15 protein-coding genes are annotated in these 16451 nt (G+C 61.1%); 7 read left to right on the top strand and 8 right to left on the bottom strand.

Annotated features, from left to right (window positions below):
• Positions 1 to 56: 56 nt before the first annotated feature.
• The 3 genes from mreD to mreB all read right to left on the bottom strand — a co-directional run bounded on the left by mreD (position 57) and on the right by mreB (position 2848).
• On the bottom strand, positions 57 to 548 hold the full coding sequence (mreD, locus tag IHQ43_RS04525; RefSeq protein ID WP_064382544.1) for a rod shape-determining protein MreD: 492 nt from the start codon (positions 546 to 548) through the stop codon (positions 57 to 59).
• A complete protein-coding gene (mreC, locus tag IHQ43_RS04520; protein ID WP_244142241.1) occupies positions 548 to 1633 on the bottom strand; it encodes a rod shape-determining protein MreC in 1086 nt (361 codons plus the stop codon). The genes mreD and mreC overlap by 1 nt, the downstream gene beginning before the upstream one ends.
• A gap of 177 nt (positions 1634 to 1810) precedes the next feature.
• Entirely contained in the window at positions 1811 to 2848 is a 1038-nt protein-coding gene (mreB, locus tag IHQ43_RS04515) for a rod shape-determining protein MreB (protein ID WP_002555108.1), read from the bottom strand.
• Positions 2849 to 3059: 211 nt separating this feature from the next.
• On the opposite strand from mreB, the gene gatC reads away from it, so the two are divergent.
• The 6 genes from gatC to IHQ43_RS04485 all read left to right on the top strand — a co-directional run bounded on the left by gatC (position 3060) and on the right by IHQ43_RS04485 (position 8279).
• Positions 3060 to 3347, top strand: a complete 288-nt coding sequence (gatC, locus tag IHQ43_RS04510) for an Asp-tRNA(Asn)/Glu-tRNA(Gln) amidotransferase subunit GatC (protein ID WP_007953612.1) — start codon at positions 3060 to 3062, stop codon at positions 3345 to 3347.
• Between the two features lie 16 nt (positions 3348 to 3363).
• On the top strand, positions 3364 to 4815 hold the full coding sequence (gene gatA, locus IHQ43_RS04505; protein WP_192563526.1) for an Asp-tRNA(Asn)/Glu-tRNA(Gln) amidotransferase subunit GatA: 1452 nt from the start codon (positions 3364 to 3366) through the stop codon (positions 4813 to 4815).
• A gap of 10 nt (positions 4816 to 4825) precedes the next feature.
• Positions 4826 to 6271 carry an Asp-tRNA(Asn)/Glu-tRNA(Gln) amidotransferase subunit GatB gene (gene gatB / locus IHQ43_RS04500; RefSeq protein WP_192563525.1) on the top strand — a complete coding sequence of 482 codons (1446 nt, stop codon included), beginning with the start codon at positions 4826 to 4828 and terminating at the stop codon, positions 6269 to 6271.
• Between the two features lie 148 nt (positions 6272 to 6419).
• Positions 6420 to 6794, top strand: coding sequence for a septal ring lytic transglycosylase RlpA family protein (locus IHQ43_RS04495; protein WP_192563524.1), 375 nt, complete (start codon positions 6420 to 6422; stop codon positions 6792 to 6794).
• Between the two features lie 46 nt (positions 6795 to 6840).
• Positions 6841 to 7902, top strand: a complete 1062-nt coding sequence (locus IHQ43_RS04490) for a calcium/sodium antiporter (protein ID WP_192563523.1) — start codon at positions 6841 to 6843, stop codon at positions 7900 to 7902.
• Positions 7899 to 8279, top strand: a complete 381-nt coding sequence (locus IHQ43_RS04485) for a carboxymuconolactone decarboxylase family protein (protein WP_192563522.1) — start codon at positions 7899 to 7901, stop codon at positions 8277 to 8279. Before IHQ43_RS04490 ends, IHQ43_RS04485 begins: the two co-directional genes overlap by 4 nt.
• A 9-nt stretch (positions 8280 to 8288) precedes the next feature.
• Here IHQ43_RS04485 and IHQ43_RS04480 read toward each other — a convergent pair whose 3' ends face one another.
• From IHQ43_RS04480 to kdgD, 5 genes are all read right to left on the bottom strand, one after another.
• Positions 8289 to 9230, bottom strand: a complete 942-nt coding sequence (locus tag IHQ43_RS04480; protein ID WP_192563521.1) for an AEC family transporter — start codon at positions 9228 to 9230, stop codon at positions 8289 to 8291.
• A 184-nt stretch (positions 9231 to 9414) separates the two neighbouring features.
• Entirely contained in the window at positions 9415 to 10968 is a 1554-nt protein-coding gene (gene garD, locus IHQ43_RS04475) for a galactarate dehydratase (protein WP_192563520.1), read from the bottom strand.
• An 11-nt stretch (positions 10969 to 10979) separates the two neighbouring features.
• The gene (locus tag IHQ43_RS04470; RefSeq protein ID WP_192563519.1) at positions 10980 to 12344 is read right to left on the bottom strand and encodes an MFS transporter; all 1365 of its coding nucleotides are present in this window, start codon (positions 12342 to 12344) and stop codon (positions 10980 to 10982) included.
• Between the two features lie 154 nt (positions 12345 to 12498).
• The gene (locus IHQ43_RS04465; RefSeq protein ID WP_192563518.1) at positions 12499 to 13938 is read right to left on the bottom strand and encodes an aldehyde dehydrogenase family protein; all 1440 of its coding nucleotides are present in this window, start codon (positions 13936 to 13938) and stop codon (positions 12499 to 12501) included.
• 61 nt (positions 13939 to 13999) lie between these two features.
• Positions 14000 to 14911: a 5-dehydro-4-deoxyglucarate dehydratase gene (gene kdgD / locus IHQ43_RS04460; protein ID WP_192563517.1), complete on the bottom strand. Its 912-nt coding sequence runs from the start codon at positions 14909 to 14911 to the stop codon at positions 14000 to 14002.
• Between the two features lie 236 nt (positions 14912 to 15147).
• Between kdgD and IHQ43_RS04455 the strand changes: the two genes are divergently transcribed.
• Positions 15148 to 16446, top strand: coding sequence for a phospholipase (locus IHQ43_RS04455; protein WP_192563516.1), 1299 nt, complete (start codon positions 15148 to 15150; stop codon positions 16444 to 16446).
• Positions 16447 to 16451: the final 5 nt, after the last annotated feature.

Genomic DNA, 16451 nt, shown 5'->3' with positions numbered 1-16451 from the left:
CAAAAAGAACCTCATTTGCGAGGCAAGGCACTGGTACGGGCAAATGCCTGACCGAATCAGTTGATTTTGTAGCGCCGGCGCAATCCACGCAGAGCGAAGCTGACCCATGGCCAGAGCAAGGCACTGACCAGTGCCGGCAGTACCAGCGCGAGGGTCGGCTGACGGTTGCCGGTCAAGGCACTGAGCCAAAGCTGTACAAGCTGGGCGAGGCCGAAGATCACCAGAATCACCAGGCACTGCTGCCACATCGGGAACATTCGCAGGCGTTGCTGCAACGACAGCACCAGGAACGTGATCAGGGTCAGGATCAAGGCATTCTGACCGAGCAGATCGCCCTGCAGCACATCTTCGGCCAGTCCCAGGCAGAACGCCGTGACCATGCCGACGGTATGCGGCAGATACAAAGCCCAGAAAGTCAGGAGCAAGGCCAGCCAGAGCGGGCGCAGGATTTCCATGAAAATGGGCAATGGCGATACGCTGAGCAGTATGCCGACAATAAACGTCAGCCAGACAATCCAGCCGTTACGCGATGCGGTAGCCCCCACCATTATTCTTGCCTCCCGGTTGTGGCCGGCGCAGTGACAGGCGGTTTGGCCGCTGGTCGAGCAGGCTGACTCGCCGGTGGTTTGCTGGCCGCTGGTGTGGCTGCAGGCGGTTTGCTTGCAGCGGGTTTGGCCGGCGTGGTGCTGGCGGCAGGCGCAGCCGACGGAGTCACCGTGGCAGCGCTTGTCGCGGCGGCAGGCGGGGTGACGACTTTCGGCACCGTGGCCGGAATCACCGGACCGCCACCGAAAGCATCGAGGTTTTCCTGAGCCTGGGCGGCATCGTTGGCGCGTTCTTCGGCGGTGCGGTTGTCACTGAATACCAGCAGCAGGTAACGGCTGCGGTTCAGTGCGGCGGTCGGCACGGCGCGAACGATGGCGAAAGGCTGGCCGGAATCGTGGATCACTTCCTTGACCGTCGCCACCGGGTAACCGGCCGGGAAACGCTGGCCGAGACCGGAGCTGACCAACAGGTCCCCTTCCTTGATATCGGCGGTGTCGGCGACGTGACGCAACTCGAGGCGTTCCGGGTTACCGGTGCCGCTGGCAATCGCCCGCAGACCGTTACGGTTCACCTGCACGGGAATGCTGTGGGTGGAGTCGGTCAGCAGCAACACTCGGGAGGTGTACGGCATCAATTCGACCACCTGCCCCATCAGACCGCGCGCATCGAGCACCGGCTGACCGAGCACCACGCCATCACGCTCACCTTTATTGATGATGATGCGATGGGTGAAAGGGTTGGGGTCCATGCCGATCAGCTCGGCCACTTCGACCTTCTCGTTGACCAGCGCGGAAGAATTGAGCAACTCACGCAGACGGACGTTCTGCTCGGTGAGGGCGGCAAGCTTCTGCATGCGCCCCTGCAACAGCAGGTTCTCCGACTTGAGTTTTTCATTTTCGGCGACGAGCTCGGTGCGACTGCCGAACTGGCTGGCGATACCTTCCCACAACCGTCCGGGCAGGTCGGTAATCCAGTAGGCGTCCATCAGCACCAGAGAGGCCTGGCTGCGTACGGGTTTAAGCAGGCTGAAGCGCGCATCAACGACCATCAGCGCAACCGACAGCACGGCCAGCACCAACAAGCGCACGCCCAGTGAGGGGCCCTTGGCGAAAAGCGGTTTAATAAGCCGCTCCTCCCAGGCAAATGTTCTGTTTATTCATACGGCATCAAACCGGCCTGGATGAAGACTGACAGAAGATAAACGCCAACAGGCAGCACTGCAAAGTGCTGCCTGTGCGCTCACCCACGTATTGCACCCGGCGACTTATTCGCTGGAGAGCAGGTCCATGGTGTGCTTGTCCATCATTTCCAATGCACGGCCACCGCCGCGAGCGACGCAGGTCAGCGGATCTTCGGCAACGATCACCGGCAGACCGGTTTCCTGGGCCAGCAGCTTGTCGAGGTCACGCAGCAGCGCGCCACCACCGGTCAGCACCAGGCCACGCTCGGCGATGTCGGAAGCCAGTTCCGGCGGCGATTGCTCCAGAGCGCTTTTCACGGCCTGAACGATGGTAGCCAGCGACTCTTGCAGAGCTTCCAGCACTTCATTGGAGTTCAGGGTGAATGCGCGTGGAACACCCTCGGCCAGGTTGCGACCGCGAACGTCGACTTCGCGAACTTCGCCGCCCGGGTAGGCCGTACCGATTTCCTGCTTGATGCGCTCGGCGGTGGATTCGCCGATCAGGCTGCCGTAGTTGCGGCGCACGTAGGTGATGATCGCTTCGTCGAAGCGGTCGCCGCCAACGCGTACGGATTCGGCATAGACCACACCATTCAGGGAGATCAGCGCGATTTCGGTAGTACCACCACCGATATCCACGACCATCGAGCCGCGTGCTTCTTCAACCGGCAGGCCGGCACCGATCGCAGCGGCCATCGGCTCTTCGATCAGGAACACTTCACGGGCACCGGCGCCAAGGGCCGATTCACGGATGGCGCGACGCTCAACCTGGGTGGACTTGCATGGAACGCAGATCAGCACACGAGGGCTGGGCTGCAGAAAGCTGTTTTCGTGAACCTTGTTGATAAAGTATTGCAGCATCTTTTCGCAGACGCTGAAGTCGGCGATCACGCCGTCCTTCATCGGACGAATGGCAGCAATGTTGCCCGGCGTACGGCCGAGCATGCGCTTGGCCTCGGTGCCGACAGCAACGACACTTTTCTGGTTACCGTGTGTCCGAATGGCCACAACCGATGGCTCATTCAGGACGATACCGCGCTCGCGCACGTAAATAAGGGTGTTGGCAGTGCCCAGGTCAATGGAAAGATCGCTGGAAAACATGCCACGCAGTTTCTTGAACATGGGAAAGGGACCCTAGGCAACGCGTGGGTAAAAAAGTGCGGCAAACTCTAACAACGACAGGGATTTTGGGCAAGGCGCCAATATGTTAAATTGGCCGCTTTTCTGTGCACCAAGCCCCACAATCGCGGCCTTATGACCGTAGAAGTGCGGTAGTGTTCCGACAATCTAACACACGGACGCCGTCCGTCCTGTTTTCCACTGGAGAAACCCGATGGCGCTAGAACGCTCCGACGTGGAAAAAATCGCTCATCTGGCCAGCCTTGGCCTTAATGACGCCGATCTTCCACACATCACTTCGGCCCTCAACAGCATTCTCGGGCTGGTCGACGAAATGCAGGCGGTCAATACCGACGGTATCGAGCCGCTGGCCCACCCGCTGGAAGCCAGTCAGCGCCTGCGCGCCGACGTCGTGACCGAAAGCAATAACCGCGAGGCTTATCAGTCCATCGCACCAGCGGTCGAAAACGGCCTGTACCTGGTTCCGAAAGTCATCGACTAAAGGGAAAGAGCCTGCAATGCATCAATTGACTCTGGCCGAGATCGCCCGCGGTCTCGCCGATAAAAAGTTTTCTTCCGAAGAGCTGACCAAAGTCCTGCTGGCGCGCATTACCCAGCTCGACCCGCAGCTCAACAGTTTCATCAGCCTCACCGAAGAGCTGGCCCTCGAGCAGGCGAAAGCCGCCGACGCGCGCCGGGCCAATGGTGAGAGCGGCGCGCTGCTTGGCGCGCCGATCGCCCACAAGGACCTGTTCTGCACCCAGGGCATTCGCACCAGCTGCGGCTCGAAGATGCTCGACAACTTCAAGGCCCCGTACGACGCCACCGTGGTGTCGAAACTGGCTGCCGCCGGCACCGTAACCCTGGGCAAGACCAACATGGACGAATTCGCCATGGGTTCGGCCAACGAGTCGAGCTGGTACGGCGCGGTGAAAAACCCGTGGAACCTGGAACACGTCCCAGGCGGTTCGTCCGGCGGTTCGGCGGCGGCGGTTGCCGCTCGTCTGTTGCCTGCCGCAACGGCCACCGACACCGGCGGTTCGATCCGTCAGCCGGCCGCGTTCACCAACCTCACCGGACTGAAACCGACCTACGGTCGCGTTTCGCGCTGGGGCATGATCGCTTACGCCTCCAGCCTCGATCAGGGCGGCCCCCTGGCTCGCACCGCCGAAGACTGCGCGATTTTGTTGCAAGGTATGGCTGGCTTCGATCCGAACGACTCCACCAGCATCGATGAGCCGGTGCCGGACTACGCCGCCGGTCTGAATGGCTCGCTGCAAGGCCTGCGCATCGGCGTGCCGAAGGAATACTTCGGTGCCGGTCTCGACCCGCGCATCGCCGACCTGATCCAGAACAGCATCAAGGAGCTGCAGAAGCTCGGTGCCGTGATCAAGGAAATCAGCCTGCCGAACATGCAGCACGCGATTCCTGCGTATTACGTGATCGCCCCGGCAGAAGCCTCCTCCAACCTGTCGCGTTTCGACGGCGTGCGCTTCGGCCACCGCTGCGAAGATCCGAAGAACCTGGAAGACCTGTACAAGCGCTCCCGTGGCGAAGGCTTCGGGCCTGAAGTACAGCGCCGGATCATGGTCGGTGCCTACGCGCTGTCCGCCGGTTACTACGACGCCTACTACCTGAAAGCGCAGAAGATCCGCCGCCTGGTGAAGAACGACTTCATGACCGCCTTTAATGAAGTCGACATCATCCTCGGCCCGACCACGCCAAACCCGGCCTGGAAACTCGGCGCCAAGAACAGCGACCCGGTCGCTGCCTACCTGGAAGACGTCTACACCATCACCGCCAACCTCGCGGGCCTGCCGGGCCTGTCGATGCCGGCCGGTTTTGTCGATGGTCTGCCGGTTGGCGTGCAACTGCTCGCTCCGTATTTCCAGGAAGGCCGTTTGCTCAACGTTGCGCACCAGTATCAGTTGAACACTGACTGGCACACCCGCACCCCAACCGGCTTCTGAGGAGACACACATGCAATGGGAAGTCGTGATCGGGCTGGAGATTCACACCCAGCTCACCACCCGGTCGAAAATCTTTTCCGGTAGTTCCACCACGTTCGGCTCCGAGCCGAACACCCAGGCCAGCCTGATCGACCTGGGTATGCCCGGCGTGCTGCCGGTGCTGAACCAGGAAGCGGTGCGCATGGCGGTGATGTTCGGTCTGGCGATTGACGCCGAGATCGGTCAGCACAACGTGTTCGCCCGTAAAAACTACTTCTACCCGGACCTGCCGAAGGGCTACCAGATCAGCCAGATGGAATTGCCGATCGTCGGTAAGGGCCACCTGGACATCGCCCTGGAAGACGGCACAGTCAAACGCGTCGGCATCACCCGCGCGCACCTGGAAGAAGACGCCGGCAAGAGCCTGCACGAAGAATTCAGCGGTGCCACCGGCATCGACCTGAACCGTGCCGGCACGCCGCTGCTGGAAATCGTTTCCGAGCCGGACATGCGCAGCGCCAAGGAAGCCGTGGCCTACGTCAAGGCGATCCACGCGCTGGTACGTTACCTGGGCATCTGCGACGGCAACATGGCCGAAGGCTCGCTGCGTTGCGACTGCAACGTGTCGATCCGTCCGAAAGGCCAGGTTGAATTCGGCACCCGCTGCGAGATCAAGAACGTCAACTCGTTCCGCTTCATCGAGAAGGCGATCAACTCCGAGATCCAGCGTCAGATCGACCTGATCGAAGACGGCGGCAAAGTGATCCAGCAGACCCGTCTGTACGATCCGAACAAGGACGAAACCCGTCCGATGCGCAGCAAAGAGGAAGCCAACGACTACCGTTACTTCCCCGATCCGGACCTGCTGCCGGTGGTCATCGAGGATTCGTTCCTCAACGACGTGCGCGCCACCCTGCCGGAACTGCCACCGCAGAAACGCGAGCGCTTCCAGAGTGCGTTCGGTCTGTCGGCCTACGACGCCAACGTGCTGGCCACCAGCCGTGAGCAAGCGGACTACTTCGAGAAAGTCGCAGCCATCGGCGGCGACGCCAAACTGGCAGCTAACTGGGTAATGGTCGAGTTGGGCAGCCTGCTCAACAAGCAGAATCTGGACATCGAGGATTCGCCGGTTTCTGCCGAGCAACTGGGCGGCATGCTGCAGCGCATCAAGGACAACACCATCTCCGGCAAGATCGCCAAGGTTGTGTTCGAAGCGATGGCCAACGGCGAAGGCAGCGCAGACGAGATCATCGAAAAGCGCGGCCTGAAGCAAGTCACCGACACCGGCGCGATCTCGGCGGTGCTGGACGAAATGCTCGCGGCCAACGCCGAGCAGGTCGAGCAATACCGCGCGGCAGACGAAGCCAAGCGCGTCAAGATGTTCGGCTTCTTCGTCGGTCAGGCCATGAAAGCTTCCAAAGGCAAGGCCAATCCGCAGCAAGTGAACGAACTGCTGAAAAGCAAGCTCGAAGGCTGACCACAATGGAGCCAGATTTCAAACCTGGCTCTGATCCCTGTGGGAGCGAGCTTGCTCGCGATAGCGCAATTTCAGACACAGCAAGAGTGACTGTCAGATCGCCATCGCGAGCAAGCTCGCTCCCACAATGGTTTCTGGAAACCTTTGAATGAAGCGTCTATTCATCAGCTGCGCCCTGCTCTCCCTGTTGGCCGGTTGCGCCAGCACCGATGTCATCGACCCGCACGGTTATGACCAGACCGGCGTCGCCTCCTATTACGGTGCCAAACACCACGGTAAACGCACCGCCAGCGGCGAAGCGTTCAACCAGAATTCCCTGACCGCCGCCCACCGCCAGTTGCCGTTCGGCACCCGGGTGAAGGTCACCAACCTGAAAAACGATGAGTCCGTCGTGGTCCGCATCAACGACCGCGGCCCGCACACCCGTGGCCGCCTGATCGATGTTTCACGTGCTGCGGCCGAACAGCTCGGTATGCTGCGCAGTGGAACCGCCCGGGTCCGGATCCAGGCCCTCGACGACTGATGGAGCGTCCACCATTTTCGGACTGACCGACTTACCGCTGATCAGCGTGATCGAATTGCTCAGCGGGCTGTTCCTGCTGATCGTCGGCGCCGAGCTGATGGTGCGCGCCGCCGTGCGCCTGGCCGCGCGCCTGCATGTGCGACCGCTGATCATCGGCCTGACCATCGTCGCCCTCGGCAGCAGCGCCCCGCAAATGGCCGTCAGCCTGCAAGCCGTGCAGGCACACACGCCGGACATCGCCGTCAGCAGCGTGATCGGCAGCAGCATTTTCAACATTCTCGTCACCCTCGGCCTGTCGGCGCTGATCATTCCGCTGCGGGTATCGCGGCAACTGGTGCGCCTCGACATCCCGTTGATGATCGGCGCCAGCCTTCTGGTGTTCGTGCTGGCGTGGAATGAAGAACTCGGGCGCTTCGACGGCATTCTGCTGCTCGGTGCCCTGGCGCTTTACCTTGGTCTGTTGCTGCGCCAGTCGCGGCACTCGACCCGCCCGCATTCCGATCAACCGCACGATCCGCAGGCGCCGTGGTTCACCAGCCTGCTGATGATTGTCGGCGGTCTGGGCATGCTGGTGTTCGCCGGGCACTTGCTGCTGGGTGCAGCCGTGGTCGTCGCCACTGACCTGGGATTCTCCGAGCGGGTGATCGGCCTGACCGTGGTCGCAGTCGGTACCTCGCTGCCGGAGCTCGCCACCTCGCTGATTGCCGCGCTGCGCGGTCAGCGGGACATTGCAGTCGGCAACGTGATCGGCGCCAACCTGTTCAACCTGCTCGGGGTGCTGGGCATCACCGCACTGATCGCGCCGACGCCGTTGTCGATCTCGCCAAACGCGCTGGATTTCGACTTGCCGGTGATGCTCGGCGTCGCGGCGCTGTGCCTGCCGGTGTTCTATTCCGGCTATCGCGTGACCCGGGCCGAAGGTTTGTTGTTGCTAGGTTTGTACCTGGCGTACGGGTTGCACGTGGTGTCGTTCACCACCGGCATGCCACTGGCCGGCAAACTCGAGCGACTGATGCTGTTTTATGTGCTGCCGACGCTGCTGACGTTTCTGTTTTTCACGTCCGTGCGCGCCTGGCGCCGCCAACACCACAAGAGGGATGTGCCATGACCGAATCGAAGAAATCCGGGGTTGAAGTCCGCCGTCAGGTAATGGGCGACGTGTTTGTCGACCGCGCGCTGGGCAATGCCACCGAGTTCACCCAACCCTTGCAGGATTTCGTCAACGAACACGCCTGGGGCGGCGTGTGGAATCGCGAAGGTTTGCCGCTGAAAACCCGCAGCCTGATCACCCTCGCCGCGCTGACCGCGTTGAAGTGCCCGCAGGAATTGAAAGGTCACGTGCGCGGCGCGTTGAACAATGGCTGCACGGTCGATGAGATCCGCGAAGCCCTGTTGCATTGCGCGGTGTATGCCGGCGTGCCGGCGGCGATCGATGCGTTTCGTGCGGCGCAGGAAGTGATCGACAGTTACCAGAAGCCTGAATAAGCGCCGGTCTCAGATCCACCCGCCCCACTGCAAAAAGAAGATCCCGATGTTGGTGGTGATCGCCGCCATCAACGTGGTCAGTACGATGATCGCCGCCGCCAGTTCATGATTGCCCTGCGCCGCACGGGCCATGACAAAACTGGCGGCGGCGGTCGGGCTGCCGAAGTACAGAAACAGAATCCCCAGCTCCGCCCCGCGAAAGCCCCACAGCCATGCGCCCAAAGTGGCGATCACCGGCAGACCGATCATCTTCACCAGACTCGAACTGAGCGCCATCTTGCCGCTCTTGCGCAGCGCCGCCAGCGACAGTGTGCCGCCAATGCAGATCAGCGCCAGCGGCAGCGTGGTTTGCGCCAGGTACTGGCCGGACGTCTCCAGCCAGCCCGGCAGACCGATCTTGAAATAAGCGAACGGTGCGGCTGCGATCACGCTGATGATCAGCGGATTGCTGACCACGCTTTTGCAGATGCTCCACGGGTCGGACTTGATCACCGGGCTATAGACCGCCAGCACGATGGTCGACAGGGTGTTGTAGAACAGGATCACCAGCGCCGCGAGAATCGCCCCGAGGGAGATCCCGTAGTCGCCGTACATGCTCGCCGCCAGTGCGAGGCCGATCACCCCGTTGTTGCCGCGAAACGCACCTTGGGTGTAGATGCCGCGATCCTCGCGCGGGCAGCGCAAAATCGCCCAGCCCCAGGCCACGGCAAAACTGACCAGCGTAGCGAGTGAGAAATAGATCAGCAGCGCCGGTTGCAGTGCGGCGTGCAGGTCGGCATGCAGAATGCCGAGAAACAGCAGCGCCGGCATGGTGACGTTGAACACCAGCGACGAGGCCGTATGGATGAAGTTGTCGTTGATCCAGTCGATGCGCTTGAGCAGCACACCCAGAAACAGCATGGCAAACACCGGCGCGGTGATGTTCAGGGTTTCGAGGAAGATAGCCAACATGCCGGGGAGCCTTGGAGGTGAGCGTCGTTAGGGGGCTAATGATAAGCCACAAGTTCTCCCGCGTCTGGTCGACCGCTATCGCGAGCAAGCTCGCTCCCACACTGATCTTTGATGATTACACAATTTGTGTAACAAAGAAGATCCCTGTGGGAGCGAGCTTGCTCGCGATGCAGGCGACTCGGTCTCAAGTAATAGGCGCCGGATTGAACAACGTAATGTCGTTATGCAGCTTGTGCTTCTCCGCCCACGTCTGCTGCTTGCCGCTCGCCACATCCAGGTAGTAGTGGAACAACTCCCAGCCCAACTCCTCGATGGACGCGCGACCGGTAGCGATCCGCCCGGCGTCGATATCGATCAGATCCGGCCAGCGCTGCGCCAGCTCGGTACGGGTCGAGACCTTCACCACTGGCGCCATGGCCAGACCATAAGGCGTACCACGACCGGTAGTGAACACATGCAGGTTCATTCCCGCCGCCAGTTGCAAAGTGCCGCAGACAAAGTCACTCGCCGGCGTCGCACAGAAAATCAAACCCTTCTGCTTGAAGCGCTCTCCCGGGCCGAGCACACCGCTGATCGCACTGTTGCCGGACTTCACGATCGAGCCCAACGACTTCTCGACGATGTTCGACAACCCGCCTTTCTTGTTGCCCGGCGTGGTATTGGCGCTACGGTCTGCTTCGCCCTTGGCCAGATAACGGTCGTACCAGTCCATCTCGCGCACCAGTTCCACGGCAACGGTTTTGCTCTGGGCCCGTGAGGTCAGCAGGTAGATCGCATCGCGCACTTCGGTGACTTCGGAAAACATCACCGTCGCCCCCGCCCGCAGCAGCAAGTCCGAGGCGTAACCCAGTGCCGGGTTGGCGGTGATGCCGGAAAACGCATCGCTGCCACCGCATTGCATGCCAAGGATCAACTCGGACGCCGGCACGGTTTCCCGGCGGCGCTGGTCGAGTTTCTTCAAGCGGACTTCGGCCAGCTCCATGATCTGCTCGATCATCTCGGTGAAACCGTGACTGGAATCCTGCAAGCGATACAGCCACGGCTCGCTCAGATCCACCGACGCATCGTCCTCATGCATCACCTGCCCGGCCTGCAACTTCTCGCAGCCCAGGCTGATTACCAGCGCCTCACCACCCAGGTTCGGGTTGCGCGCCAGATTGCGCACGGTACGGATCGGGATGTAGGCGTCGGTGGCGGTGATGGCCACGCCGCAACCGTAACTGTGAGTCAGCGCCACCACGTCATCGACGTGCGGATACTTGGGCAGCAGTTCATCCTTGATCCGCTTCACCGCGTGATCCAGCACCCCGGTGACGCATTGCACGGTGGTGGTGATCCCGAGAATGTTGCGCGTGCCGACGGTACCGTCGGCGTTGCGATAACCCTCGAACGTGAAGCCTTCCAGCGGTGCCTGGGCGGCCGGTACATCGGTGGACAGCGGCAGGCTGTCCAGCGGTGGCGCGGTCGGCATGCGCAGTTGATCTTCCTTGACCCAACTGCCACGGGGAATCGGCTGCAACGCGTAGCCGATGATCTGGCCGTAGCGAATCACCGTGCCGCCCTCGGGGATATCCACGAGGCTGACCTTGTGACTTTGCGGCACAAAATCCACCGTCACCAGGCCATCGGCAAATTCGGTGCCGGCCGGAACGCCCTGGTCATTCACCACTACCACTACGTTGTCCCGCTCGTGCAGGCGGATGTAGCGCGGCGAGTCGGAATGTTCAATCAACTGCATGACGCCGCTCCTCAGGAATGCGCTTGAGACAATTTACCAGTCGCTTCGGAACCACCGTTGGTTGGTGGCTCTTTCAGCACGACACGTTTGATCGGGCCGACGATCACCAGATAGCTGAACACCGCCACCAGCGCGTTGGCGCCGACGAACACCAGTGCCCATTTGAACGAACCGGTGGAGCTGATGATGTAGCCGATGACGATCGGGGTGGTGATCGACGCGATGTTGCCGAAGGTGTTGAACAGGCCACCGCTCAGACCAGCAATCTGTTTCGGCGAGGTGTCGGACACCACCGCCCAGCCCAGTGCGCCCACGCCTTTGCCGAAGAATGCCAGGGCCATGAAGCCGACCACCATCCATTCAACGTCGACATAGTTGCACGCCACGATGCTGCTCGAAACCAGCAGACCGGCAATGATCGGCGCCTTGCGGGCGAAGGTCAGCGAATGGCCCTTGCGCAGCAGGTAATCGGAAATCACCCCACCGAGCACGCCACCGATAAAACCGCAGATCGCCGGCAACGAGGCGATGAAACCGGCCTTGAGGATGGTCATGCCGCGTTCCTGCACGAGGTACACCGGGAACCAGGTCAGGAAGAAATAGGTGATGCCGTTGATGCAGTACTGGCCCAGATAAACGCCGAGCATCATGCGGTTGGTCAGCAACTGACGGATGTAATCCCATTTCGGGCCGTCAGCCTTTTTGCCTTGCTTCTGGTCCATATCGACCATACCGCCGTTGTCGGCGATGAACTTCACTTCTGCTTCGTTGGCCATCGGGTGTTGGCGCGGGCTGTGGATAACCTTCAGCCAGACCAGCGAGAACACGATGCCCAGAATACCCATGACGATGAACACGTGCTCCCAGCCAAAGGTGAACACGATCCAGCCCATCAGCGGTGCGAACAACACGGTGGCGAAATATTGCGCCGAGTTGAAGATCGCCGATGCAGTGCCACGTTCAGCGGTCGGGAACCAGGCTGCGACGATGCGCGCGTTGCCGGGGAACGACGGCGCCTCGGCCAGACCGACCAGGAAACGCAGCATGAACAGCGCGACGATGGCCGTGGACATGCCGAACTCACCGACGAAGCCTTGCAGCACGGTGAACAGCGACCAGGTGAAGATGCTCAGGGCATAGACTTTTTTCGAGCCGAAGCGGTCGAGCAGCCAGCCGCCGGGGATTTGCCCGGCCACGTAGGCCCAACCGAAAGCAGAGAAGATGTAGCCGAGGGTGACCGCGTCGATGCCGAGGTCTTTTTGCAGACTGGAACCGGCGATCGCGATGGTGGCGCGGTCGGCGTAGTTGATCGTGGTCACCAGGAACAGCATGAGCAGGATCAAATAGCGGACGTGAGTCGGCTTGGACGATTGCATGTAGATGTACTCCCACTGATTATTTTTATGCGCGGGTGGATCTTCTTTGGTCGTTGTGGGAGCTGGCTTGCCAGCGATGCAGGCGACTCGTTGTATCAGTCACTCCGCGGTGATGCTATCGCTGGCTAGCCAGCTCCCACAGGTATTGCGTGGATCAGGAACCGATGTAGCTGGTCTTCACGACCGTGTAGAACTCTTGCGCATAGCGGCCTTGCTCACGTGAGCCATAGGATGAACCCTTACGGCCACCGAACGGAACGTGGTAATCGACACCGGCGGTCGGCAGGTTGACCATCACCATCCCGGCCTGGGAATGACGCTTGAAGTGGTTGGCGTACTTCAGCGACGTGGTGGCGATACCCGCCGACAGACCGAATTCGGTGTCGTTGGCCATGGCCAGTGCAGCCTCGTAATCGGCCACGCGAACGATGTTGGCGACAGGGCCGAAGATCTCTTCGCGGCTGATGCGCATCAATGCTTCGCTGTCGGCAAACAGGGTCGGCGCGAGGAAGTAGCCTTCGGTGTCGCAGGTCACCAGACCGCCGCCACTGACTACGCGCGCACCTTCGGACTGGCCGATGTCGATGTACTTCAGGTCCTGCTCAAGCTGCGCTTGCGAGACCACTGGACCGATGTCGGTGCCAGCCTTCAGCGCGTGGCCGACCTTGATCGACTTCATGCGCTCGGCCATGGCTTCGACGAACTTGTCGTGAATCCCGGCGGTGACGATCAGTCGGCTCGACGCGGTGCAACGCTGGCCGGTGGAGTAGAACGCGCTCTGCACCGACAGCTCGACCGCTTGCTTAAGGTCGGCGTCGTCGAGAATGATCTGCGGGTTCTTGCCGCCCATCTCCAGCTGAACCTTGGCCTGGCGCGACACGCAATTGACCGCGATCTGACGCCCCACACCGACGGAGCCGGTGAAGCTGATGCCGTCGACTTTCGGGCTGTTGACCAGTGCTTCACCCACCACCCGACCGCTGCCCATCACCAGGTTGAACACGCCGGCCGGGAAGCCTGCGCGGGAGATGATTTCGGCCAGCGCCCAGGCGCAACCCGGCACCAGATCCGCCGGCTTCAACACCACGCAGTTGCCGTAGGCCAGGGCCGGGGCGATTTTCCACGACGGGATGGCAATCGGGAAGTTCCACGGAGTGATCAGGCCAACCACCCCAAGGGCTTCGCGGGTGACTTCAACGTTGACGCCCGGACGCACCGACGGCACGTAGTCGCCGGACAGACGCAGGCACTCGCCGGCGAAGAACTTGAAGATGTTGCCGGCGCGGGTCACCTCACCGATGGCTTCCGGCAGGGTCTTGCCCTCTTCCCGGGCCAGCAGGGTGCCGAGCTCTTCGCGACGGGCGAGGATTTCGGTGCCGACTTTGTCCAGCGAGTCGTGGCGGGCCTGAATGCCCGAAGTCGACCACGCCGGGAACGCGGCGCGCGCGGCGTCGATGGCGGCGTTGACCTGGGCCAGGTCAGCCTTGGCGTAATCGCCGATGGTGTCGCTCAGCTCGGACGGGTTGATGTTGACCGAGTAATCGTTGCCGGCGACCCATTCACCGTTGATGTAGTTGTCATAGCGCTTGGTCACGAATCATTCTCCTGACGCAAAAAGCCGCTGATTGCTCAGCGGCCTTGTTTATAGGGTTGTGTTACTGCGCACCTTGCTTGTCGATCAGCGCGGCGAGCATTTCGTACTCTTCGCGGGTCAGGTCGGTCAGCGGCGCGCGCACCGGGCCTGCGTCATAACCGGCGATCTTGGCGCCTGCCTTGACGATGCTCACGGCGTAACCGGCCTTGCGGTTGCGGATGTCCAGGTACGGCAGGAAGAAGTCGTCGATGATCTTGCCGACGGTGGCGTGATCTTCACGGGCAATGGCGTGGTAGAAGTCCATCGCGGTTTTCGGGATGAAGTTGAACACCGCCGAGGAGTAGACCGGCACGCCCAGGGCCTTGTAGGCAGCGGCGTAGACTTCAGCGGTCGGCAGACCACCGAGGTAGCTGAAGCGATCACCGAGGCGACGACGGATCGACACCATCAGCTCGATATCACCCAGACCGTCCTTGTAACCGATCAGGTTCGGGCAGCGCTCGGCCAGGCGTTCCAGCAGCGGCGCGGTCAGGCGGCAGACGTTGCGGTTGTAGACCACGACACCGATGTTGACCGATTTGCACACAGCCTCAACGTGGTCGGCGACGCCGTCCTGGCTGGCTTCGGTCAGGTAGTGCGGCAGCAGCAACAGGCCTTTGGCGCCCAGACGCTCGGCTTCCTGTGCGTATTCGATCGCCTGGCGGGTCGAACCACCGACACCGGCGAGGATCGGCACGCTGCTGGCGCAGGTATCGACGGCAGTCTTGATGATTTCCGAGTATTCGCTGGCGGCCAGGGAGAAGAATTCACCGGTGCCACCGGCGGCGAACAGGGCTGAAGCACCGTACGGGGCCAGCCATTCCAGGCGTTTGATGTAGCCAGCGCGGTTGAAATCGCCCTGAGCATTGAAATCGGTCACCGGGAACGACAGCAGGCCGGCGGAGAGGATGGACTTCAGTTCTTGTGGATTCATTATTCGAACACCCTGGTAGCAACGTTTTTTTGTGAGTGGACCGTTCAGCCTTCGCCGAAGTTGTAGGTCATCGTACAACTTAAAAGATAACCGTCAACTGCATTTCATCGCTGGGAGGCATTTTTTGTCGGACAAGATTTCTTTTTGACGTAGGAGATTTCTCGACTAGGCTCGATTTAACTGTATATACATACAGTTAAATAAGCGTCCACCGACGACATATCAAGGAGAAAGAAATGTCCGGTCTACAAACAAAATGCCTTGAAAAACCCACACCGGTCATCGCCCGATTCGATGACCTTTTCACCCCCGGCGGGATCGCCTTCAGTGCCGGGAATCCGCACCTGTTGCTGCACATCGCCGACTCGCACAGCGATGTCGAACCCGTGACCGCCCTGCCCGGCCAAGCCTTGAAAGGCAAACCGCAGTTACGCTTCGAGGGCGCGGAACACACGGCTATCGGCGACAACACCCGGCTGCGCTTCGTTGAAAATGCCGAGCCGATGCTCGCTCAAAACGTGCCACTGCATCTGCCGAACGGGTTGGCGCTGACCTACGGCCAGATGCTGGCGCTGGGCGGTGATTTCTACGGAATCGTCGACCGGCCGATCAATGAAGGCGCCACTCCGGCGGATCGCCTGCAACGCTTTTCAGCGGCATTCGGCACCCTCGCTGCCCTGCCGGCATCAAAGGCCGAAGCGCCACAGATTCTCGCGATCATGCAAAAAGAGATCGACGCCGTTAAACAGGCGATCAAGGACGGCAAGCAACCCCATGAGGCGTATGACGCGTTGGGAGATACGTTGTCGGAAGAGTGGAACAAAATCACCGGCGGCGGCAGTTTTGTCTCGGCGCTGTTTCCGCTCGGTCGCTACCTGAAACTGGCAGCGAACAACGCCGACCACTTCGGCGAATGGGCCCGCCAGGCCTACATCGCCGGACACACCGCAGCCCTGCAAACTGCCGCTGCTGCTCACGCCAGTCAGGACGAACTGCAACTGGAACGGGCCTACGCGATGAACGCATTCGCCGATCACTACCTCACCGACCTGTTCTCCTCCGGGCATTTGCGAGTGCCGCGCAAAGCCATGGCCACCGCAGTGACGCCGAGCGACCTGGGTTCGCTCATTACGCGCTTCATGCACGACGAAGACAGCAAATTCGGCCTCAAGGTACGCAACGGACACGGCGAGCAATGGCGGGCGTTCGGTGACAAGCGCTACTTCGATGCCACGGACGCCGACAACCGCAATCAGGTGAATCTGGCGGTACAGGATTCGGCGGACGAGGTTTATGCCGCGTACTCCAGCGGCAATGTACCGACCACTTTCAACGCGCTGCAACGGCTGCCGGATCTGACTTTCGTGATGAGTCTGGCCAACAACTTCTCGCCACTGTTCCGCCTTCAGGGCAACAAAGTCCTGCGGCGCAAGGACGTCAACAACCTCAACGACACCGCCACCGTCGACGACTGGTGGGGCTGGAGCACGTACCTGCTGCTCAAGGACTATCACCCGACCGGCAACACGAATTAAGGAAC

The sequence above is a fragment of the Pseudomonas gozinkensis genome (assembly GCF_014863585.1).
Classification (GTDB): domain Bacteria; phylum Pseudomonadota; class Gammaproteobacteria; order Pseudomonadales; family Pseudomonadaceae; genus Aquipseudomonas; species Aquipseudomonas gozinkensis.
Note: the sequence above shows the minus strand (reverse complement) of the source record. Positions and strands in the feature narration are given on the sequence as shown.